Genomic DNA, 21,811 nt, shown 5'->3' with positions numbered 1-21,811 from the left:
CGGATGCCGAGCCCGCGTCGCTATTCGAGGCTGAGGGACGCGAAGGTCTCGATGACCGTCGCGTAAACGGCGCGTTTGAACGGCACCACGAGCGCCGGCAGATCGGCCATCGGCACCCAGCGCCACGCATCGAACTCCGCCTTGTGGTCCGGTCGCGGCTTCAAATTGATCTCGTGCTCGGCCCCTTCGAAACGCGCGGCGTACCACATCTGTTTCTGACCCCGATACTTGCCCTTCCAGGCCACGCCCACGAGCTCGGCGGGCAGGTCATAGACAAGCCAGTCCTCGGTCTGAGCCAGGAACGTGGCATTGCGCACGCCGGTCTCTTCCCATAGCTCGCGCCGCGCGGCGTCTTCGGCCTCTTCGCCCTTGTCGATCCCGCCTTGGGGCATTTGCCACCATCGGCCCTCACCCTCGGAGGCGCCTTTGCGCTCGGAGCGCCGCCCGACGAATACGTGCCCGTCGGCGTTCAAGAGCATGACACCCGCGCAAGGGCGGTAAGGCAGTGAGGACGGTTCGGTCATGGTCGAGGTACTGATGGGCTGAGCGTTGCAGTCGCAGGACACCGTTGGAAGAGACACCAGCCGCCGCGCGGGCGCAAGATGCAAAGGTCAGCCCTGGCGCGGTGTCCGGACGGCCGCGCTCACCGGAACGAGCACGAGACCTTTGCCTTCCAGCGACCCGGCCCAATCGGCGATCCGCTTGACGGTCCCCGGCGCGGCCTTGGCCACACCGATCGCGGTTCCGTTCTCTTTCGCCGCCGCTTCGAGCTTTGCAAGCTGACGATCCATCCGCCCATTGTCGAGATGGACATCAGCCACGTCGTATTCGAGTTCGAGCGCCGTCGCGACGCGGCCCGTGACCGAACCGTCCGTGCTGCCATCGGCGAGATAGAGAAGGCCGCGGCGTTTTGAGTCTTCGAAGACGGGGGCGATCGAGCCGAGGTCCGACTGGAACTTCGCGCCCATATAGTTCGTCACGCCAATATAGCCGGCATAGCGCGACATCGCCCATTGCAGGCGCTTGATATTGTCTTTTGGCGGGAGGGTCGTGAGGAGAGCGTGGGGGCCAGGATCTTTCGAGGGGTAGTCTTCGGGCTCCAGGGGAATTGCGAGGAAGACCTCGTGCCCAGCCGCGCGAGCCTCTGTCACTCGCTCCTGGAGGCCGCGCCCGTAGGCGCCGTAGGCGAGGCTCACCGGCGGCGGCAGCCCCTTGATGATGTCGCCGTCGGCCGCCCCGGGAACACCCAAGCCGTTGAGGAGCACGGCGACACGCGGAGGCCCGCCGTCCACGGCCGCATAGTCGGAGGGCCGGGCATAGACGTCGGCGGGCCGGCTGCCGTCGTCGGCGACCTTCGGCAACGGACCGTACGGCGACTCTTCGACCACGGCCGGCAGAGGCGCCTCGGGCAACGGGTCTTCCGTCGACCGATCGATGCCTGGCACGAGGCTGGCCAAGGCGACGTGGAGGCACGCGTTGCGGTGCGGGTGCGGCGGCCGCCACACTCTCGTTCTCATCGTCCAGCGCGCCGCTCTGCCCCGGAAGCGGTGGCGGCGGCGGAACCTGACCGGGCGCCATGGGCACCATATTCGTGCCCTGCCCCGGCGGGGCCAGTGTCGGCGCCCCGGGCTGTGGCGCGCCGGGCGGACGCGGACCGGCGGGCCCCATGGCGGGCCCTGTCACCGAAAAACCGGGGGGCAGGCCGATGGAACTGGGACTGCCGGCGGCGGGCGCCGGCGATGGGGCGGTGTCGATCTGCACGACTTCGGCAGGTTCGGGCCCGGACAGGAAAATCAGCGCCGTGACGCCAATCACCAAGGTCCAGAATACAATCCCCGAAGCGAGCGCTAGGGCCTTCATTCTGTGGCCTTCATGTTGTCGTCCTCCCCACTTCCAAGCCGGACCGCCTGGTTACCGCCTTTGTGCCAAGGCTAGTCCATCAACGCTAGTCCATCACGAGGCATCCGGCCAAGCCCGCTTTGCGGACCTCCCACGGCCTTTTGCGTCGCAAGCTGGCGGTCTAGTTGGCCGCCTCCGCTTTTTGCTTCAACGCTGCGTCGTCCACCGACTTAATACCGCGCAAGATGTCGAGCGCATAGTTGAGTTGCGTATCCTTTTCCTTGTCCTCAGGCACGTAGGAAGAGCTGCCGGATTTTTCTTCTTCGGCTTCCTCGGTGGCCTCGTTCTTGAGATGGCCGCGCAGATTGGCTTCGCCGCGGGTCCCGAGTACGTCCTGCTTCTTCTTCAACTCTTCGGGGAGTTCCTCCTCGACCAGGATTTCGGGATCGATGCCCTTGGCCTGAATGGAGCGTCCGGACGGCGTATAGTAACGCGCCGTGGTCAACCGCAAGGCACCGCTCGATCCCAGCGGGATGATGGTCTGCACCGAGCCCTTGCCGAAGGAGCGCGTCCCGATCACCGTGGCACGCTTGTGATCCTGGAGCGCGCCCGCGACGATTTCCGAGGCCGAAGCCGAACCGCCGTTGATCAGCACCACGATCTTCTGGCCGTCCGTAATGTCGCCCTTGCGCGCATTGGACCTCTGAGTCTCCTCGAGGTTGCGCCCGCGCGTCAGAACGATCGAGCCTTGATCGAGGAACGAGTCCGACACCGAGATGGCCTGGTCGAGCAGCGCGCCGGGATTGTTTCTCAGGTCGATGATGTAGCCCTTCAGGTTCGACCCAAGCTGCTTCTCGAGGTCATTGACGGCCTTCACCAGATTTTCGGTGGTCTGCTCATTGAACGTCGTGATCCGGATGTAGCCGACGTCGTCGCCCTCGGCGTTGTACTTCACCGGGTTGATGTGAATCATGTCGCGAACGACCTTCACCTCGAACGGGTCTTCGACCCCCTCCCGCACGATTGTCAGCATGATGGGCGAATTGACCGGCCCGCGCATTTTCTCGACCGCTTCCTGAAGCGTCAGGCCGAGGATCTGCTCCTTGTCGAGATGGGTGATGAGGTCGCCGCTCATGAGGCCGGCCCGCGCGGCTGGCGTGTCCTCGATCGGGGACACAACCTTGACGACGCCGTTCTCCATGGTGACTTCGATGCCGAGCCCACCGAACTCACCGCGGGTCTGCACCTGCATGTCGCGGAAGTGCTTCGGGTTCAAATAGGCCGAATGCGGGTCGAGGGCCGTCAGCATGCCGTTGATCGCGGATTCGATCAGCTTGGCATCCTTGGGTTCTTCCACATAGTCCGCCCGAACACGCTCCAGCACCTCGCCAAACAGGTCGAGCTGCTTGTAGATCTCCGAATTCGCGGCGGAGGCAGACGGGCTTCGCGCAAGGCTCACCATCGTCGTGCCCGCGGCAATCACCGCAACCACCAAGAGCGCCCACAGAGCGTATTCGGACTTCCGCATCATCCTTGTACCTTCTCGGATGCCTCGGCCCACCATGGGCCGGGGTCTATTGGCTGACCGTCCTTTCTGAATTCGACATAGAGGACGGGGCGTGAATTCTGGTCGCCGCGATTGCCCGGCGCCACTGCGTTGCCCATGACGGCGATCGGCTCGCCGGCAAGAACGAATTGGCCGGGGCTAACATCAATGCGGCTCATCCCCGCGAGCAGAATATGATAGCCCCCGCCCGCGTTGATGATCAAGAGTTGGCCATAGGACCGGAACGGGCCCGAATAGACCACCCAGCCGTCCGCCGGCGCCGTGACGCGGGCCTCGGCACGGGTCTGTAGCGAGACGCCTTGGACCGCCCCGCCCGCGGCGTCCTTGTCGCCGAAGCGGTGGGTCTGCCGCCCTTGCGCCGGAAGCCTGAGGCTGCCTCGTGCGTCGTCGAACGACATGGCCGGCTTCAGCCGGTCCGGACTGGCGAATGCGACCTTCGTGGACTCCGGCTTGAGCTCGACCACCCGCTCGTTTCCGGGCGTGGGCAGGACCTCTTGCTGCAGCCGCTCCTGCAGCGCCTTTTCCGCCGCAAGTTCGGCGTCGTATTGTGCGACCTCGGCCTTGGCGATCTTCTCGTCCAGCACCTTGACCAGGTCGCTCAGGCTCTCGACTTCGGAGGCCAGTGTCTGCGCCGACTCCGTCAGCGCAGTGAGCTCCTCCTGATCGCGGGTCTCTCTGGACTTCTTCTCGGCGATCAGCTGGTCGAGGCGTTCGCGTTCCGCCGCGAGCTGATCGGCCTCGCTGCGCTGCGCGTCGCGTTCGGCGCGGACGCGCTCCTCGATCGCGGACAAGTCCTGGAGGCTCTCCGTCAGACTGTCGGCTTGATATTTGAGTTCCGGATAGACTTCGGCCAGCAGCATCGCGCCGCGCACGACCTTCAACGCGTCGTCGCGCCGTGTGACGATCGCCGGAGGCGGCGTCCGCCCGATTCTCTGCATGGCGCTCAGCATGGTCACAATCGCGGTCTTTCGCTCGTTGATCGAGGTCTGCATGACGTTGACTTGTTCCGTCAGTTCGGCAAGTTCGCCTTCGGTTTCGGAGAGCGTCGCTTCGCTCGCCTGAACGCGTTTGCCGGCCTCGATCAATTCGGTCTTGAGCCGTGCCCTTTCTTCTGCCAGAGCCGCAAGGTCCTTGGTGAGGCCTTCGGCCCTGACCTTGCTGGATTTCAACTCTTGTTCGGTCTCGTCGAGACGCTTTTTGGCTTCGTCCCGAGACAGATCCTCCTGTCCGAGCACGGTCCCCATAGGCACCACGAGCAGCGCCCCAAGAATTAGGGCGGCGCGAATGTTTCGAGAGGTGAAAATTCGTCGCTCGTCGTGCGCCATGCGTCCTGGCCGTTCAGTCGATGGCACCGGAGGGAAGCGGCAGAATAAAGGCAGCAGCCTTAAGAATCCTTAACCTTTCGGCCCTTACGCCCGGTGATAGGGATGCCCCGCTAAGATCGTCATGGCCCGGTAGATCTGCTCCGCGAGGACAACCCGGGCCAGTCCGTGCGGCAGCGTCATGGGCCCGAGCGACAGCGACAGGCCCGCGCGGTCGATGACCCCTTGTCCGAGCCCGTCGGGGCCGCCGAGCACGAAGGCAAGCCCCGGGGCCCCGGCATCGTCCCGGCGCGCCGCCAGTTCGTCCGCGAAGGCCTCGCTCGAAAGCAACGCGCCGCGCGGGTCCAGACAAATAACGGCAAAGTCCTCCGGAAGTTTCGTCAGCAGCGCCTCGGCCTCGGCCGAGCGGCGCCCGGGCGCGTCCTGCACGCGCGATTCGGCAAGGTCGACGACGGAAATCGGCGACAGCCCGAGATTGCGGCCGAGAGCTTCGGCGCGGCCGAGATAGTGGGCGCAGAGCTCACGCTCTGGTCCCTGCTTGAGCTTACCGACCGCGGCGATCAGCAGACGCATAGCCAACCTCCGCCGCGCGTGCCGGTGGCGATCTCTTGCTCAGACCACCAATCGCTCCATGGGCCGGTCCGCGGACCACATCTTTTCGAGGTTGTAGAACTCACGAACCTCCGGCCGAAAGAGATGGACAATGACCTCGCCCGCATCGATCAGGACCCAGTCCCCCTGGGGCAGTCCTTCGACGCGCGCACGGCCATAGCCTTCGTCTTTGAGCGCTTTGATGAGATGGTCGGCTACGGCGCCGACATGCCGCTGCGAACGACCCGAGGCAACAACCATGTAGTCGCCAATCGAAGTCTTTCCTTCCAAATCGATGACCGCGATGTCTTCGGCTTTGGCGCCGTCGAGCGTGTCGGTCACGACCTTGAGCAGTCTTCCTGGCTCGGCGCTGAATGACGCAAGCCCGGATGGAGGCGTACCGTTCTCGGTACCCTCGCTAGGTGAGCGCATGTTTGCGTGGGTTTCCTTCTGCCATTGCTCCTGGAAGCGGCTCCAAACGATGTCCCTTGCACGACGCTTGGGGCTTCTTCGACAAATGCCGCTTCACCCCTTCACAATAAACTGCCGGCCGGCCTAGTTTCAATAGATAGTAGGAGCCGGTTCTTCTTGCTCTTGATCTAGTAAACTAGTCCGATTCCAAGACATTTTCGCGAAGGGCGGTCGACGAAAGCCCCGACAGCCGATGGGTGAGGATGGTCCAGGCGGGCGCCCGCAAGCTTGCGAGCCCGGCCGCGTCGGTCTCATCCACATAGCGCGCGCGAAACGATGGGCCGCCCTGCTCGCCCGGGCCTTGAGCCGGTAGCCGGGCCGGTCGAGGACCGCAACGGGAACGAGCTGGAAGATCTTGGGCCAGGATTTCCAGCGGTGAACCGTGGCGAGATTGTCCGCGCCCATGAGCCAGACGAAATCCACGCGCGGGTAACGCTGGACAAGCGCGGCGAGCAAATCGGCCGTGTAGGGGGTGCCGGTGCCGCCGTCGAATCCCGTGACGATGATTCGCGGATGGTTCGCCACGGCCCGCGCATGGCGCACCCGTTCCGAGACGGGCGGCAGGTCCGAGAGGTCCTTCAGCGGATTGCCGGCCGAGACGAGCCACCAGACCTGATCGAGCCCCAGCCGTTTCAGGGCCGCGAGGCTGATTTGCCGATGCGCCGCGTGGGCGGGATTGAAAGACCCGCCGAGGAGACCGATCCGCATGCCGGGCGCCGCCATCGGCGCGCGCAAATCCATCGGCGCGCGCAAATCCTCAGGTGCCCCCGGGTTCATCGCACGTGACCCGCTCAAGGCCGCGTCTGGCCCTGCCCGCGCACCACATATTTGAACGTGGTGAGTTGCTCCACGCCAACGGGACCGCGCGCATGGAAGCGCCCGGTCGCAATGCCGATCTCCGCGCCCATCCCGAACTCGCCGCCATCGGCGAATTGGGTGGACGCGTTGTGCAGGACGATGGCGCTGTCGACGCGAGAGAGGAACTGCGCCGCCGACGCCGCGTCGAGCGTGACGATGGCATCGGTGTGGTGCGAACTGTGTTCGCCGATATGCGCGATGGCGTCGTCGAGATCGTCGACCACCTTGACCGCGATGACCGGCGCCAAGTACTCCGTATCCCAATCTTCGTCCGTCGCCGTCTTCACGCGACTGTCCGTATGCTGCGTATCCGGATCGCCGCGCACTTCGCAGCCCGCCTCGATCAGCGCATCGACGATCGGCGTGAGGTGGGTGTCCACCGCGGCACGCGAAACAAGGAGCGTTTCCGCAGCCCCGCAAATGCCGGTGCGCCGCATCTTGGCGTTGACCACGATGTCACGCGCCATATCGAGCGGCGCCGTCTCGTCCACATAGACGTGGCAATTGCCTTCGAGATGCGCGAATACGGGCACGCGGGCCTCTTTCTGAACCCGCTCCACGAGGCTCTTGCCGCCGCGCGGCACGATGACGTCGATGGCCCCGTCGAGCCCGCCGAGGATGTAGCCGACCGCCTGCCGGTCCACGGACGGAACCAGTTGCACTGCTTCGCCGGGCAACCCGACGGACTTGATCGCGTCCGTCAGGATGTTGGCGATCACGAGCGACGTCAGAAAGCTGTCGGAACCGGAGCGCAGGATCACGGCCGTTCCCGGACTGAGACACAGGGCCGATGCATCGGCCGTCACGTTCGGGCGGCTCTCGTAGATCATGCCGATCACACCGAGAGGGACCCGGACGCGCGCAATCTCAAGCCCGTTGGGCCGGGTCCAGGAGGCAATGGTCCCGCCGACCGGGTCGGGCAGGTTCGCCACCTCGCGCATCCCCGAAGCCATGGCAGCGACGCGGGCCTCGTCGAGCCGCAACCGGTCGAGGAAGGCCGCATCGCGTCCATTCCTTTCGGCCGCTTCCAGATCCTTGGCGTTCGCGCCGAGAATTTTCTCCGTACCCGCCTCGAGCGCGGCCGCCATCGCTTCCAGCGCCGCGTTCTTTTGCTCGGTCGAGGCCACGGCCAATTCGGCCGCGGCGGCACGGGCGAGACGGCCCATATAGAGCATCATCGGCTCGAGACTGATGGCCGGATCCTGGGCGGGAAGAGACACGTCGAACACCTTTCGTTTCCGTCTGAAGATCGTCTTGTCTACGAGCCCTTCTTGCGGAGGCTCATGTCGTCGCGATGGATCAGCTCGGGACGGCCGAGATAGCCGAGTATATCAGCAATTTCACCGCTCTTCCGCCCGATGATCGCAGCCGCGTCCGTATGGCTGTAGGCGACGAGCCCACGGCCGATCTCCGCGCCCTCGGCGCTTCGGATCGCCACGGCGTCGCCGCGCTCGAAAGCCCCGTCGACCCGCGTGACACCGGCCGGAAGCAGGCTCTTGCCCGACGCGAGCGCCGCCGCCGCGCCGGCATCGACGAACGCGCCGCGGGGTTCGAGCGTCCCGCCGATCCAGCGCTTTCGCGCGGTCACCGGATCCGAGTGGGCCAGGAACCAGGTGCAGACCCCGGTCGAGGCGAGCACCGACAACGGGTTCAGGACCTTGCCGCTCGCGATCACCATATTGGTGCCCGCGGCCACGGCGATCTTCGCCGCCTCGATCTTGGTGACCATACCGCCGCGCGACAATTCGGAGCCGACGTCGCCCGCCATGGCCTCGATCTCGGCGGTGATGTCAGCGACCTCCTCCAGCCGTCTCGCGTCCGGAGTCGAGCCGGGCGGCGCCGTGTAGAGCCCGTCCACGTCCGACAGCAGCACGAGGCAGTCCGCGCTCATCATCGAGGCCACGCGCGCGGCCAGCCGGTCGTTGTCGCCGTAGCGGATCTCGTTGGTGGCGACCGTGTCGTTCTCGTTGACGACCGGCACCGCGCCAAGCTTCAGCAGCGTGGAGATCGTACTGCGCGCGTTGAGGTAGCGCCGCCGCTCTTCCGTGTCGCCCAAGGTCACGAGCACTTGCGCGGCGGCCAGACCGCGCGCGCGAAACGCGCTCTCATAGGCATGGGCCAGGTGAATCTGTCCGACGGCGGCCGAGGCCTGACTGTCTTCGAGCTTGAGCGGCCCCTTGGGCAGGCCGAGCACGTTGCGTCCGAGCGCGATGGCGCCCGAGGACACGAGGATCACTTCCTTGCCGGATTTGCGGAGCGCGGCGATGTCGTCGCATAGCGCGTCGAGCCACGCCGACCGCAACACGCCGGCCCCGTTGTCGACCAGGAGCGCGGACCCGATTTTGACGACGATGCGGCGCGCCTTCTGCCACTCGCGCCTCATGGCCGCCACCCCTCGTCGGCCTGTCGAACGGGCTCATGGGTTTCGGCCGTCCGCATGGCCTCGACCTCGCGCGCCAGGGCCGCCAGAACTTCGGGCACGCCTTTGCCCGTCACGGCGGAGACGAACAACGGCTTGAGACCCGCGACGTCCTCGAGCGCGCGGGCCTTTTTCGTCGAGCTCGTCCGCATCCACGGCATCGACCTTCGACAAGGCGAGCACCTCCGGCTTGTCCGCGAGCCCCGCGCCATAGGCCTCCATTTCGCCTCGCACGATCCGGTAGGCCTCGACGGGATCCTCAGCCGTCGCATCGACCAGATGCAGGAGCACTGCGGTCCGCTCCACATGACCGAGGAAACGATCGCCGATACCCGCGCCCTCGTGCGCGCCCTCGATCAGGCCGGGAATGTCCGCCAGCACGAAGTCGAGCCCGCCGAAACGCACCACGCCGAGATTGGGATGGAGCGTCGTGAAGGGATAGTCGGCGATCTTGGGCTTGGCCCGGCTCACCGTGGACAGGAACGTGGACTTGCCGGCGTTCGGCAGCCCCACGATTCCGGCATCGCCGATCAGCTTCAGGCGCAGCCAGATATACATTTCCTCGCCGGCCTGACCGGGATTGGCGCGCCGCGGGGCCTGGTTCGTGGACGTCTTGAAATGCGCGTTGCCGAAGCCGCCATTGCCGCCATGGAGCAGGACGAGTCGCGTTCCCGGCTCGGTCATATCCGCGATCAACGTCTCGCCGTCCTCATCGAGGATCTGCGTCCCCGGCGGGACTTTCAGAACCACGTCCGCGCCCTTGGCCCCGGTCCGGTTGGACCCCATGCCGTTGCCGCCCTTCTTGGCCTTGAAGTGCTGCTGGTAGCGGAAATCCAGGAGCGTGTTCAGATTGGCGACGCATTCGACGATCACGTCGCCGCCGCGCCCGCCGTCGCCGCCATTGGGGCCGCCGAACTCGACATACTTCTCCCGCCGGAAGCTGACGCACCCGTTGCCGCCATCGCCGGAGCGGACAAAGACCTTTGCGGAATCAAGAAACTGCATGGGAAGCCATTAGCACCAGGGCCATCATGTTGCACGTATTGCGGCCGCGCCGCGCGCCTTACGGCTGCCGGAGCGCCGCCGCCGCCCGCTCCCGGTCGAGCCGGTAGGTAAGGCACGGGACTTGTTCGCCCCGCGCGGCGCAATCCCGCATCTCTTCCCCGTCCGGAGAAAAGCCGAGCTTGTCGAGAACGCGCCGGGAGCGCGGATTGTCCACGAAGTGGCCCGCCCTGACATAGGCGAACCCATGGGCGTCGAAGGCATGGGCCACGACGGCGCGGACGGCCTCGGTCGCGAAGCCCGCGCCCCAATAAGGCTTCCCGAACCAGTAACCGATCTCGGCGTGGTCGGCATCCATGGGCATGTACCCGGAGCAGCCGATCAGCGCACGCTCCCGCGCGACGGCGAACACGACCCCCTCGTCGCCCTGGTTGGCGCGCTCGATCCAGGCGAGGGCGTCCCGCTCGCCATAGGGGTGCGGAATCATGCCGGTCATGCGCGCCACGTCGAAATCGCCCGCAAGCGCGCCGATCGGCGCGGCGTCGGCACGCTCAAGCGGCCGCAAACTCAGCCTTTGCGTTCGGATCTGCATGGGAGCCAGCACATACGCAAACGCGCCCGCAAAATGACGGGCGCGCGCTAAGAGATTTCGTCGGTTGGGAAGCGGCGCCCTTAAGAGGCGGTCTCCGGCTTCACCGAAACATAGGTACGGCCCTTGGCCTTGGTCGCGAACTCGACCTCGCCGTCGACCAGCGCGAACAGCGTGTGGTCCTTGCCGATGCCGACACCGTCGCCATTGTGCCACTTCGTGCCACGCTGGCGGATGATGATGTTTCCGGCGATCACCTTCTGGCCGCCCGACTTCTTGACGCCAAGGCGCCGTCCCGCTGAATCGCGGCCGTTACGCGAGGAGCCGCCTGCCTTCTTATGTGCCATGGTGGTGTCCTTTAGCTCTTCTTCGCCGGGGCTTTCTTGGCCGGGGCCCTCTTGGCCGGGGCTTTCTTAGCCGCTGTCTTCTTCGCGGGCGCCTTCTTCGGCGCGGCCGTCTTGGCGGGCGCCGTATCCTCGGCCGCAGCCTTCTCGGCGGTCTCGGTCTTGGCCGCGCTCTCGGTCTTCGCCGGGGCCGGCTTGGCCGCCGCCTTCGAAGGCTTCTTGCCGCCGGTGAGAATCTCGGTGATGCGCAGGGCCGTCAGTTCCTGCCGGTGACCCTTGGTCCGGCGGTAGCCTGGCGGCGCTTCTTCTTGAAGACGATGATTTTGTCACCGCGCTTCTGTTCCACCACCTCGGCCGCGACCGTGGCGCCGGAGACCGTGGGGCTGCCCGCCGTCGCGGCACCCTCGCCGCCCAGCAGCAAAACCTCGGAGAGCTCGACGATGTCGCCGGGGTTTCCGGCGATCTTCTCGATCTCGATAATGTCGTTCGGCGACACGCAATACTGCTTGCCGCCCGTGCGAATGACCGCGAACATGATTCCAATCCGTCTCTTGGGGCTTGTTTTGCCAGCGCATTTTCGCAGCCGGCACGCCTCTAAAGGAGCGATAAGCGGCGCAATATAGAGGGCAAACCTAAGAAGTCAATTCCTAGAAAGCCCCAAAAATCGCCCCTTTCGAGGAGGTCCAGGGGATCTACGGCACCGCATCGAACGTTTCGGCCGGTCCTGAGCCCTTACGGGCGGCGTTCGGGCCCTGGGGCCGTGCGGATCGCATGGGCCTTGAAGCTAGGAGCACAACGCCAAAACCATGACGCGACGACCGTGATGCGAAGACCAAGCCCGTCGGGCTTGAAGGCGGGGCGCCACGCCGGACCGCCATCTACGGCTTGCGGTGATCGTCCCGCCGAGCTACATCAGCCCGCTCGGAGAGGTGCCGGAGTGGTCGAACGGGGCGGTCTCGAAAACCGTTGAGCGCGTGAGCGTTCCGAGGGTTCGAATCCCTCCCTCTCCGCCAGCGGCGCGCCTCCAGGGCGGCGGCCCGCAATGGTGCGACGACCGCCCTCCGCTGCGGCGCGCGGAACCTCTTGCTCCCTCTCGACCCGCCCAGACATGGACAGAGCGCCGTTGGCCTTCAGTGCTGGGCGTGGCACCCTTGCGGCCGGTGGCGCCCGAACGCGCCGATACACGGAGAATGGCGGTTGGCCACGAACATGGCAGGCAAGACGACGCGGGCGGCCCTGCGCGCTATCGCCTTCGCGGCCGTGATCGCGGCCGGGAGCCAGACCGTTGGAGGACCCGCTTTGGCAGAGGCCGCTTCGGACAGACACGCAGCAGGACGAGAAGCGGCTGGTGACGCGGCCAAGCCGCCGCCCGGCGTCAGCGCCAAGTCCGTTTTCGTCATGAACGCCGACACCGGACAGGGTCTCTACGAAAAGAACCCAGACGCGGTCTTCAGGATCCTGAGCCTGACCAAGCTGGTCACCGCCTACATCCTCGTGGACCGGATGGGCGACCGGCTGTCCGAAACGATCACGATCGACGCGCCGCATCTCACCGGCGGGTCGTCCGCGAAGCTCAAGCGGGGCGATATCTGGACACTGCAGGATTTGCTCTACGGCATGGTCCTGGTTTCGGGCAACGACGCCTCGCTTGCGATCGCCGACGCGGTAGGCCGCGATCTCCTGGCCGCCGACGGCGAACGCGCAAACACCGCCAAGGCGACGAAGCGCTTCGTTGAAGAAATGGCGACGGTGGCCACGGCGCTCGACGCCGGCAACGCAACCTTCGCCGACCCTTACGGGCTGTCGCCCAAGAACGCCGCCACGGCGCGCGACATGGGCTTGATCGCCGCGAAGATCTTCACCGACGCCCGGCTCCTGCCGGCCTGGGCCTGTCCCGAACGGACGCTTCATATCGAAGGCAAGCGCCCGCGCGACGTGGTCCTGAAGACGAGCCTCGAAATTCTCGGCGAAGGCACGGTGATCGGCGCCAAGACGGGATCGCATGTGTCCAAGAACATCTACAATCTCGTCACAGCTTGGCGCGCGCCCGGCGGTCAGACCATCGTCGGCGTCGTGTTGGGCAGCAGCAGCAATCCCGCCCGCTACGATGACATGCGCGCGATCATCGAGCGTTGCGCGCGTTTTCCCCCGAGCCCGGCGACACCCCGACCATCGCGAATCCCCCTTCGGCCGATCCGTGCGGCTAGCGCGGCCCTTCGCGCCTTGGTGCGCCCGGAAGGGCGCTTAAGAACTTGAGGGCATAGATCGGTCCCGGCCATGGCCGCGCCCTAGATCGGGGGTCTGGGCTGTGGCATAGTGGCCCTTAGCGTAAGGAGTAGCGTCAATGGCCGAGCACAAGCTTCTCGGAATTCTTCTGGCGATCGGTCTGTGCCTCGTTGCGGGCGTTTTCTTCTTGATCGATACCGAGGACACAACCACGAAAGACACGATGGGCATGACGGTCGCCGTCGCGCCGCCCGTCGAGCAGGCCGGCCCGGCCAACACGAACGCCAAGCCGGCGATGGGGACGCCTCTGCCCCCAGGTTCGCCGCTGGCGGGCAAGGTGCTCGTCTCCAAACAGCCCGTGCAGGTTCTGTCCTCGCCCAGTCCCTCCGCGTCGCCGCTTTACAGCCTCCCCATGGGCCGGCCGTTTCGCGCCGTGGCCAAACAAGGCAACTATCTGCGTATCCAGGACGTGAACAGCGGCGCCGGCGGCTGGATCGAAGAAGCCGCCCTCGCGCCGGCTCCGGCCCAGACACGGGCCGTGGAGGCGACGCCCGACGCTCCTCCTCCAGCGCAGAGCACGGCCTCCACACCGCGCAGGACGGCCCCGGCCACGCCGCCGAAGCAGACGTCATCGAGTAGCAGCGGCAGTAGCAGGAGCACGGCGTCCGCGCCCAAGCAGGAGACCAAGCGCCGCTCGGGCGGGCTCTTCAGCGGCAACGGGCCCTTGAAGGGGCTGTTCGGAAACTAGCGTTCAACGCAGCAAGCGTGACGTCGCCAATGGTGTCAGCCGGGGACGGCCTCTCCTTTCGGTAGCGGCGCGTGGCTGCGTTCGCGCTTCTCGCCCGCGATCAGGAACAGGCCGAACCGCCGCGCCGCCGCGCCGGCCCCGCGTCGCGCCGCGAAAAAGGCGAACGGGATTGCGATCACCAGCCCGAGCCAGACGGGCAAGAGCCACAGCCAGACCGATACGGACACGTTGAACGCGGCGCAGGAGAGCGCAAGCCCGAGGGCCGTGTGTCCCAGATGCTGCCGCGCGACGGTCAGAAACGGTGCGTCCGCGGCGAGCCGCTGTTGCGCGCCCCAACCCGAATCGCGTCCCAACAGCACGTCCAGCACCGCGCGGCTTTGCATCAGCATGAGCACCGGCGCCAGGAGCGACGACAAGAGAACCTCGAGCAGGACGCTGAGCGTCAGAGCGAGCCCGCCGCCGGCGGCGCGCCGCCGCTCCGGGTCGATCATGACCCCGGCCCAGGCCAGAACCTTCGGGAGAAGCAGGACCGCCAAGGACACGCCCAAGAGTGACAAGGCCTGCCGCGCGTCGAACTGCGGCCATGTCGGATACAGCGCGAACTCTCGTGGGAAGTAGTCCGTCGGGACAGCTTCGGCAATCCAGCTCAAGGCGAAACCGGTGGCGAGGAACAGAAACCAAATGGGCGAGGCGAGATAACTCATGATGCCGTTCACGAGGTGGAACCGGCTCATCCAATGCAGTCCCGAAGCGGCGACGATCCGCGCGTGCTGCAGATTGCCTTGGGCCCAGCGCCGGTCGCGCGCCGCGTGCTCTGCCAGCGTCGGCGGTGTCCCCTCGAAGCTGCCGGCAATATCGGGACGCATATAGACGTCGTATCCCGCCCGGCGCAGCAAGGCCGCCTCGATGAAGTCGTGGCTCAGCACCGGCCCGCCGAAAGGCGGCGCACCGTCTAGGCTCGGCAGCCCGCAGCATTGCGCGAAGGCCGCGACACGGATGATGGCGTTGTGCCCCCAATAGTTGCCGTCGCGGCCGTGCCACAACGCGAGCCCGGAGGCGTGCAACGGCCCGTAGACGGCCGCAGCGAACTGCTGCAACCGGGCAAAGAGCGTTTCGCCGCCGGTCAGGCGGGGCAGCGTTTGAATAAGGCCGGTCCGGGGCTCCGCGTGCATCGCCCGGACGAGCGCGACGATCGCGTCGGCCGTCATCGCACTGTCCGCGTCCAAGACGACCATGTAATCGTAGCGCCTGCCCCAACGGCGCACGAAGTCGGCGACGTTGCCGGCCTTCTTGCCCTCGTTGCTGGGCCGCTTGCGATAATAGGTTGCGACGCCGCGCCGACCCATCGAACGGAGCCGCCCTACGGCCGAGGCCTCCCGGCGCAGGATGTCCGGGTCGCGCGTATCGCTCAAGACGAAGATCTCGAAGTGCCGCGCACAGCCCTTGGCGGCGAGTTCGCGTGCAAGTCCGGCCAGCATCCCGCACACGATCTCGGGATTCTCGTTGTAAACGGGCATGACGATCGCGGTTCGCGCCACGAATTCGGCCGGAACCTTGCGGTCTTCGGCACGCGCGCGGTCGTCTTCACGACGTGCGCGGCGCAGGACCACGACACAGAAGCCGAACAACGCGGTGGCCGCGGACAACGTGATCCACGAAAAGGTCACCGCGAACAGGGCCACGAGGACGAACTGCAGGTTGGTCGCGCTGCTTTGCCCCACAATCGCGTACATCTGTGTCGCCCCGTACAGGGTGACAGCCCCCGACGTCAGAAACACGATGAGACGCGCGAAGGCCGCATGCCAAGCGGTCCGCCCGCGCATGGGGGGGCCGGACCACCGCCTGAAGCTTTGCCGGGGCATGAGGAGCGGCGCCTCGTCCGGCACGAGTGAGCCCCCGTCATTGTTTGTGGCCGTCGTCTCCATTTTCCGCATGGCTCAACCCGTCCACCGGTAGAGCCAAGTTTCGCTCGCGACCTCGTCGCCATGCTTCAGCATAAGCCGGAGCTCGCTCAGCGCGACACTGCGCGTGTCCAGTTCGAAACTCACCCGATAGCCGCCCGTGACTGTGTTGGGATAGCCGACGACGTTGGTGATCTCACCCGCGCTGGCCCACACGTCGGGCTCGATCGCATCGGGAAAATAGTCCGCCCGCTCGCGGCCGCCGGGGGCCGCCACATCGAGAGGCGCGACGAAGTCCACGACGAACAAGTTCTTGCTGCGGTCGACGGTGAGGCCGCCATGGGTCTCTTCGACTCGCGCGAGGCCGCTCTCGGTTACGGGCCGTCCCCAGCGGAGCGCATACGCGTATGTCAGGGGCGAGCCCGGCTTGAGCGGACGCGCCGGACGCCAGAAGCTGACGATGTTGTCATTGAACTCCCCGTCCGACGGGATCTCGACCAGCTCGACGGCCCCCCGGCCCCAACCGTCCTTGGGCTCGACCCATACGCTGGGCCTGAGCTCGTATTTCGCCTCCAGGTCCTTGAAGTCGGCAAACCGGTTGGAGCGCTGCTGCAGACCGAAGCCGCGCAGATTGTTCGCGGCGAACGCGCTCATCTGCAGGGACTTCGGATTGGCAAGCGGACGCAACACCCAATCGCCACCCGCTTCCGCGATCGCCAGTGCATCGGAATCGTGGACGGCCTCGCGATAGTCGGGAAAGCGCGGCCGCTCCATCGAGCCGAACAGATACATGCTTGTGAGCGGCGCCAGGCCCAGATGGCCGATTTCGGCGCGCGCGAACAGCGTCGCGTCCACGTCCATCAACGTCGAATGGCCGGGCCGGATGCGAAAGGTGAATGCGCCGGCGACGCGCGGACTGTCCAACAGAGCATGGACCGTCACCGCACGGGCGCCACGCATGGGGCGCTCGACCCAGAACGCGCGAAAGAGCGGAAACTCCTCGCCGTGAGGCTCGCCGGTATCGATCGCAAGGCCGCGGGCCGAAACGCCGTAGACCTGGCCCTCGCCAAGCGAACGGAAATAGCTCCCGCCCTGAAAGACGGCGACCTCGTCCCGATAGCCCGGCGTATTGATCGGATAGCGCAGGCGGATGCCGCTGAACAGGCGCGCGCCGGGGTGAGCGGGAAGGTCGTTGTGCCCGAACGAGAAGAGAGACGGATCGTACCGGACCGGCTCCACGGCACCGGCCTCGACCAGATAGACGTCGACCGGCGTGTCGTAAATGAAGCCGGCATGCAGCAGCTCCAACGAGAAGCCTCGCTTCTCACCTGACCAGATGGCGCGGTCGAGCCGAAACTGAATGTCCCTATACTGATCGTAGCCCAGATGACCGAAGGGGCCCGTCACGCGCCCCGGCGGCTCGTACGCGTGCTCGGCCAGCTCCCGCGCGCGCTCGACAACATGATCGCGAGCGAACGGACGCGTCGGGACCTCCGCATAGGCTTGCCTCCCCAGACACGGAGCGATCGCGCAAAATGCGCTTCCGCCGCCCGCAGCCAGAAACTCACGACGATTCATCCCAACTCCGCAGCAAATCACCCAGCCCCGAAGACCAACGTAGTTTGGCGCGCCGTGTTCCGGCATCGGACTCGGTATGCGCGTTGATGCGCAGGCAAAAGGTCGCATCCCTCACACATGCCGCATGCTTGGGCACGCGTGGCGGGCAGATTGCGCAAAGCACGTGCGGACAGCGCGCTGCTTAGGCACGTGAGTGAAGCGGGATTTGAGAACGGGTTTTCGAGGTGCGCGCGGTGCGCGCGATCGCAGGGTGCGCTAGAGCGGGCGGTGTTTCCCCACGGGAACGCCGACGATGAGATCTGCGCTCGCGGACTCGACGCCCATCGGTTCGGGCGCCGGGACCGACGACAACCCGTTGTCGATCTGCACGCCGAGCCAGACCGCCACGATGGCACCCGTCAAGCCGAACAGCTCCGCGAGCTGATAGCGCTGGATCACGGTCCGGAGGCGGGCGGGACGCCGCGGCCTCAGGAAACGTTTGCGCCCGTAGAAGGGTGTCATGAATTCGTACATCGTCTTATGCTGACTGTTGGTCCCAGGGGAGGCCTGCAAGCCAAGTCTTTGGAGTATCCGAGCCTTCGGTGTATCCGAGGCTTTCCGGTCTAACCCGAGGCGACCCAAAGAACCGTTCACGACGGCGCCGATTCTCCGTTTTTCACGGACAACCTGCGAACAAGGTGAGCGAATTATTGACGTTGGAAACGCCATGCGCCTGCTTCTGGTCTCCGACCTGCACTATTCGCTGCCGCTGTTCGACTGGGTTGTCGGCGTTGCCGGCGACTTCGACGTCGTGGTCATGGCCGGCGACCATCTCGATCTTGCCTCGCTCGTCGACGGGCGCGCGCAGGCCGCCGTGGTCAGGAAGTATTTCAACCGTATACGTACCAAGACGAGACTGCTCATCTGTTCGGGCAATCACGACCTGGACTCCAAGAACGAGGCCGGCGAGTGGATGGCGCGGTGGCTGCTCGGCCGCCGCAATGACGGGGTGCTTTCGGACGGCGAGTCGACGACGATCGGCGATATCCTGTTTACGGCATGCCCCTGGTGGGACGGCCCGATCTCGCAGGCCGAGATCGGCCGGCAATTGGCGGAGGCGGCAAAAGACCGGCAAGGCCGCTGGATCTGGCTCTATCACGCACCCCCGGCGAAATCGCCGATCGCCTGGGGCGGCCAGCGCTATTTCGGCGACGACGCGCTGGTCCGCTGGATCGACGAGTACAAGCCCGAGATCGTCATGTGCGGCCACGTGCACGAAGCGCCCTACGTGGCGGACGGGTCATGGGTCGACCGCATCGGCACGACCTGGGTGTTCAACACCGGGCACTATCTGGGGGCACCGCCGGCCCACATCATCATGGACACGGACGAAAGCGAAGCGATCTGGTTCTCGGCGGCCGGCACGCAACTCGTGCGCCTCGAGGACGACCTGACGCGTCCCATCCCAAACCTGAAAGCGCTGCCGGACTGGCTTAAAGACGGGGATCCGTCTCCCGCTCTGGACCAGGCTTGAACTCGTCTTCCTGGTTGTGCATCAGCGTGTCCAGCACCTCCCCGACCATGCCCAGATGGTCGGCGCGGTCTTCGAACTGGCGCTTGATGTCCGCGAGATAGCTGGTTGCCGCATTGAGCCGGCCCGCGATGAGCCTTGCGACGTGATACGCGACTTGGGGATTTGAGCGCAGAAAATTCGCGGCATCGTCGAACACGTAGAGTTTGCAGGGCGTCAGGGTGCGGACGGTTGCGGTATGGGGCCGGCTCAGCAGGACGGACATTTCGCCAAACAGCGCGCCCGGTTCTTCCACGGTCGCGACTTGCGTGTCGCCGCGCAAGACCTCCACAACCCCCTCGTTCAACACGAAGAGATGTCCCGACGTCGTGCCCTCGGGCAGCAGCACCTCGCCGGCCGGAAACTCGGTGAGCCGGGCGCCCTGACAGACTTCGAGAAAGGACCGCATGGGCTTGAGCCTATCGCGCGCCCAATGTTTGTCAAACGGCCGGCACGAGGCACGGCGCCGCATCGCTACTGCCCGGAAAGCCAATTGTTGAAGAGCTGCTTCCCGACGTCCTCGGCCTTCAGCTTCTTCTTCTTTTTGTTTTTGGTCTGCGTCGCATTCTGCCCTTGGCTCTGAGAGGTGGCATTGGTCGTGGCGGCTGCACCGGTCGCGGCACCGGTATTCGACTGCGTCGCGGCGTTGTTGCCGCCAAGCAAGCCGCCAATGCCCTGCACCAGCGCGTCCTTGTCGATCTTGCCGTCCTTGACCACACCTTGAAGCGCTGCCGCATTCCCGCCGATGCCCGGGAGGTTCTTCAGATCCTTGCCGAACTGCTTGTAGCGCGCGATTGCCTCTGCGGGATTCTCCAGAATGCCCTTGATGTCGGGATAGATCTTCGGACTTGCCCAGGGCCCGACGATCATGACCGGCACACCGAGGCCGGACATCTCCTCCGTCCGGCCTTGGCCCTCCAACGATGCCACGAGCTGCGGATCCACACGAAGCTTCAAAGCGCGCCCTGGTAGATTCACCGTGCCGCCGCCGCTCACCGTCACCAGCGGCCCGACGAGGTGAATGTCGTTTGTTTGGGCCTGCCCCTGCTTGATCTGGAACGTGGCGCCGAGCGAGGCGAAATCCGTCTTCTCGGCCGCACCGCCCTGCCAACCGTAGACGGCACCCTGGCCCAGATTGCGGATCATCTTCGCGATGTTGACGCCCCGGATAGCACCGTTGGCGAACTCGACCTTCGCCGTGCCGTTAAGTGCACCGACCATCGCCCGCTGACTGGCGCCGGCCGTGGTGAGATTGACCGACACGGTGCCCCGGCCTCGATGGAATCCAATGCCGCCGCGTCCTTGAGGAAGGTATGGCCGTCGAAATTCTGCAAATTTGCGACCACCCGCTGCGTCGGTGTCTTGCCGCTGGCATCAACGATCGCGGACACGGTGCCCTGCCCGCCATAGAGCCCGAATGGACCCGTCTTTGCGTCGAGCCGGCCGCCATTGAGCGTCAATTGCAGCGTGAGGGGCTGGATCTTGACCTGATCGTAGACGAGTTGCTCCGCGCGCAGATTAACGCGTGCGTTTACCGTCTTCAGGGCCGAGAAGTCGATCCGCTCGTTGCTCCAGCCGTTCCCCGCCGCCTGACCGCGGCCCGCAGGCTTGGCACCGGCTTTCTTGCCGCCTCCGGCTGCCGGCTTGGACGGCGAGGCCTTGCCGCCACCCGTCAGCCTGTTGATGTCGACCGTCTTGGCCCCGAATGCGGCCACGACGAAGGGCACCTCCTTCGTCAGATTCGCTTTGACCCGACCTGCGAGAACGGTACCGCGCACATTGGCCCGCAACGGATCGATGTTGACGATATTGTCCTTGTAGGACACGGTGCCGGCGAAGGTGTCGCGCCCAATTGTACCGGTGAGCTGGTTCAGTGTTGCCGCGCCATCCTTGTAGACGGCCGACCCCGACAGCGTCTTGTCCCCGGACTTGGCACTGAACTGCGACAAGGCAAACGTGTCGTTCTTGTAAGAAGCCATGCCGCTTAAACTAAGTGGAGCGTCCAACGCGGACGGCATGGTCGCCTTGAGACGCACGGGCACCGAAGCGCCCCCAAGGAAGGGGCCGAAATTTCCGATCGACGCCGCGATGTGAATGGCCTTGCCGTCGACGAGGGCGCCGGTGCTGAGGGTGAGCGGCGCATCGTAGCCGGGTAGCGAGGCGTTGAGATTGAACTTCTCGATGCGCGTGCCAGGGTCTCCGCCCGAGGCCGGCAGCGTCACCGTCCCATTGGTGACGACCAGGCTGTCGAGGGAGATGGATTTCAGTTGCTCGGCGAAGTCGGCCAAGCCCGACGTCTCCGCGGGCGCTGGGGCCGGTGCCGCGACTGGGCCTCCTTGCGCGGCACCAGGCGCCGCGCCCGGCGTCCCCGCAGGTGGCGCCGTCTGGAGACTGGGCGCCTGTGGTGCCGCCGCTCGGCTCTGCGGCACGGCAACCACGGGATTGACCAGGGTCACTTCCCGCACGCGAACCTTGCCCTGCAGGATCCCCGTCCACAACAGATCGAACCGCACCTTCTCGGCGGTCGCGAACTCCTTGTCGCCGCTGGCCGTGGGCTCCGCAATGCCGACGTCCTCGGCCACGAGCGCGAGCGAAGGAAAGACCGTGATGTCCAGAGGGCCGCTGACGCGGAGCCGGTAGCCGGTCATCTGTTCGACCCGCGAGAACACCTCGTTCCGCACGTCGTCCGTGGAAATGAACATCGGCGCGACAAAGAGGAGGCCCACGATCAGGACCACGATGGCCGTCAGAATTGAAAATATGAGCCGCAAGATGCTCCTCCGCACGTCCGGTGAGGGTCCCTGCCA

The 21,811-nt window shown here is 65.7% G+C and carries 19 protein-coding genes, 1 tRNA gene and 3 pseudogenes; 4 read left to right on the top strand and 19 right to left on the bottom strand.

Features of this window, described 5'->3' with window-relative positions; genetic code table 11:
* Window positions 1-20: 20 nt before the first annotated feature.
* The 13 genes and pseudogenes from AUC68_RS03870 to rplU all read right to left on the bottom strand — a co-directional run bounded on the left by AUC68_RS03870 (window position 21) and on the right by rplU (window position 11,537).
* Window positions 21-524, bottom strand: a complete 504-nt coding sequence (locus AUC68_RS03870) for an RNA pyrophosphohydrolase (protein ID WP_083240403.1) — start codon at window positions 522-524, stop codon at window positions 21-23.
* Between the two features lie 87 nt (window positions 525-611).
* Window positions 612-1,517: a divergent polysaccharide deacetylase family protein gene (locus AUC68_RS03865; protein ID WP_083240378.1), complete on the bottom strand. Its 906-nt coding sequence runs from the start codon at window positions 1,515-1,517 to the stop codon at window positions 612-614.
* A 503-nt stretch (window positions 1,518-2,020) separates the two neighbouring features.
* Window positions 2,021-3,370 carry a S41 family peptidase gene (locus AUC68_RS03860; RefSeq protein WP_069436436.1) on the bottom strand — a complete coding sequence of 450 codons (1,350 nt, stop codon included), beginning with the start codon at window positions 3,368-3,370 and terminating at the stop codon, window positions 2,021-2,023.
* Window positions 3,367-4,731 (bottom strand): murein hydrolase activator EnvC family protein, encoded by a 1,365-nt coding sequence (locus AUC68_RS03855; RefSeq protein ID WP_069436435.1) that lies wholly within the window; start codon window positions 4,729-4,731, stop codon window positions 3,367-3,369. The genes AUC68_RS03860 and AUC68_RS03855 overlap by 4 nt, the downstream gene beginning before the upstream one ends.
* An 84-nt stretch (window positions 4,732-4,815) precedes the next feature.
* Window positions 4,816-5,301, bottom strand: a complete 486-nt coding sequence (gene rlmH / locus AUC68_RS03850; RefSeq protein WP_069436434.1) for a 23S rRNA (pseudouridine(1915)-N(3))-methyltransferase RlmH — start codon at window positions 5,299-5,301, stop codon at window positions 4,816-4,818.
* 39 nt (window positions 5,302-5,340) lie between these two features.
* Window positions 5,341-5,751, bottom strand: coding sequence for a ribosome silencing factor (gene rsfS, locus AUC68_RS03845; RefSeq protein ID WP_083240377.1), 411 nt, complete (start codon window positions 5,749-5,751; stop codon window positions 5,341-5,343).
* 175 nt (window positions 5,752-5,926) lie between these two features.
* Window positions 5,927-6,498 (bottom strand): annotated as a pseudogene (locus AUC68_RS03840) (nicotinate-nucleotide adenylyltransferase).
* Window positions 6,499-6,581: 83 nt separating this feature from the next.
* On the bottom strand, window positions 6,582-7,823 hold the full coding sequence (locus AUC68_RS03835) for a glutamate-5-semialdehyde dehydrogenase (protein ID WP_069436519.1): 1,242 nt from the start codon (window positions 7,821-7,823) through the stop codon (window positions 6,582-6,584).
* An 83-nt stretch (window positions 7,824-7,906) separates the two neighbouring features.
* Window positions 7,907-9,031, bottom strand: a complete 1,125-nt coding sequence (gene proB, locus AUC68_RS03830) for a glutamate 5-kinase (protein WP_069436518.1) — start codon at window positions 9,029-9,031, stop codon at window positions 7,907-7,909.
* Window positions 9,028-10,072 (bottom strand): annotated as a pseudogene (gene obgE / locus AUC68_RS03825) (GTPase ObgE). Before obgE ends, proB begins: the two are co-directional and overlap by 4 nt.
* 58 nt (window positions 10,073-10,130) lie before the next feature.
* Window positions 10,131-10,634, bottom strand: a complete 504-nt coding sequence (locus AUC68_RS03820; RefSeq protein ID WP_158008221.1) for a GNAT family N-acetyltransferase — start codon at window positions 10,632-10,634, stop codon at window positions 10,131-10,133.
* Between the two features lie 107 nt (window positions 10,635-10,741).
* Complete coding sequence (gene rpmA / locus AUC68_RS03815) at window positions 10,742-11,005, bottom strand: 50S ribosomal protein L27 (RefSeq protein WP_069436433.1); 264 nt, start codon at window positions 11,003-11,005, stop codon at window positions 10,742-10,744.
* A gap of 11 nt (window positions 11,006-11,016) precedes the next feature.
* Window positions 11,017-11,537 (bottom strand): annotated as a pseudogene (gene rplU / locus AUC68_RS03810) (50S ribosomal protein L21).
* A 388-nt stretch (window positions 11,538-11,925) separates the two neighbouring features.
* Between rplU and AUC68_RS03805 the strand changes: the two are divergent.
* The 3 genes from AUC68_RS03805 (at window position 11,926) to AUC68_RS03795 (ending at window position 13,976) form a co-directional block, all read left to right on the top strand.
* Window positions 11,926-12,015: transfer RNA gene (locus AUC68_RS03805), tRNA-Ser, on the top strand.
* A gap of 196 nt (window positions 12,016-12,211) precedes the next feature.
* Complete coding sequence (locus tag AUC68_RS03800) at window positions 12,212-13,258, top strand: D-alanyl-D-alanine carboxypeptidase family protein (protein WP_069436432.1); 1,047 nt, start codon at window positions 12,212-12,214, stop codon at window positions 13,256-13,258.
* A gap of 88 nt (window positions 13,259-13,346) precedes the next feature.
* Window positions 13,347-13,976, top strand: coding sequence for a hypothetical protein (locus AUC68_RS03795; protein WP_069436431.1), 630 nt, complete (start codon window positions 13,347-13,349; stop codon window positions 13,974-13,976).
* A 35-nt stretch (window positions 13,977-14,011) separates the two neighbouring features.
* Here the strand turns inward: AUC68_RS03795 and mdoH are convergent, their stop codons facing one another.
* The 3 genes from mdoH to AUC68_RS03780 form a co-directional block, all read right to left on the bottom strand.
* The gene (gene mdoH, locus AUC68_RS03790; protein WP_083240375.1) at window positions 14,012-15,910 is read right to left on the bottom strand and encodes a glucans biosynthesis glucosyltransferase MdoH; all 1,899 of its coding nucleotides are present in this window, start codon (window positions 15,908-15,910) and stop codon (window positions 14,012-14,014) included.
* 3 nt (window positions 15,911-15,913) lie between these two features.
* Window positions 15,914-17,455 carry an OpgD/OpgG family glucan biosynthesis protein gene (locus AUC68_RS03785; protein ID WP_083240374.1) on the bottom strand — a complete coding sequence of 514 codons (1,542 nt, stop codon included), beginning with the start codon at window positions 17,453-17,455 and terminating at the stop codon, window positions 15,914-15,916.
* Window positions 17,456-17,710: 255 nt separating this feature from the next.
* On the bottom strand, window positions 17,711-17,968 hold the full coding sequence (locus AUC68_RS03780; protein ID WP_069436429.1) for a hypothetical protein: 258 nt from the start codon (window positions 17,966-17,968) through the stop codon (window positions 17,711-17,713).
* A gap of 193 nt (window positions 17,969-18,161) precedes the next feature.
* On the opposite strand from AUC68_RS03780, the gene AUC68_RS03775 reads away from it, so the two are divergent.
* Window positions 18,162-18,968: a metallophosphoesterase family protein gene (locus AUC68_RS03775; RefSeq protein ID WP_069436428.1), complete on the top strand. Its 807-nt coding sequence runs from the start codon at window positions 18,162-18,164 to the stop codon at window positions 18,966-18,968.
* On the opposite strand, the gene AUC68_RS03770 is transcribed toward AUC68_RS03775, so the two are convergent.
* From AUC68_RS03770 to AUC68_RS03760, 3 genes are all read right to left on the bottom strand, one after another.
* Window positions 18,928-19,413 carry a Crp/Fnr family transcriptional regulator gene (locus tag AUC68_RS03770; RefSeq protein WP_069436515.1) on the bottom strand — a complete coding sequence of 162 codons (486 nt, stop codon included), beginning with the start codon at window positions 19,411-19,413 and terminating at the stop codon, window positions 18,928-18,930. The two genes, AUC68_RS03775 and AUC68_RS03770, sit on opposite strands and share 41 nt — an antisense overlap.
* Window positions 19,414-19,478: 65 nt before the next feature.
* Complete coding sequence (locus AUC68_RS03765) at window positions 19,479-20,225, bottom strand: AsmA-like C-terminal region-containing protein (RefSeq protein WP_193407073.1); 747 nt, start codon at window positions 20,223-20,225, stop codon at window positions 19,479-19,481.
* Window positions 20,147-21,775 carry an AsmA family protein gene (locus tag AUC68_RS03760; protein ID WP_069436426.1) on the bottom strand — a complete coding sequence of 543 codons (1,629 nt, stop codon included), beginning with the start codon at window positions 21,773-21,775 and terminating at the stop codon, window positions 20,147-20,149. The genes AUC68_RS03765 and AUC68_RS03760 overlap by 79 nt, the downstream gene beginning before the upstream one ends.
* Between the last annotated feature and the right edge of the window lie 36 nt (window positions 21,776-21,811).

The sequence above is a fragment of the Methyloceanibacter methanicus genome, assembly GCF_001723285.1.
Taxonomy (GTDB): domain Bacteria; phylum Pseudomonadota; class Alphaproteobacteria; order Rhizobiales; family Methyloligellaceae; genus Methyloceanibacter; species Methyloceanibacter methanicus.
The sequence above is the reverse complement of the archived record's forward strand: the minus strand, read 5'-3'. Positions and strand labels throughout refer to the sequence as shown.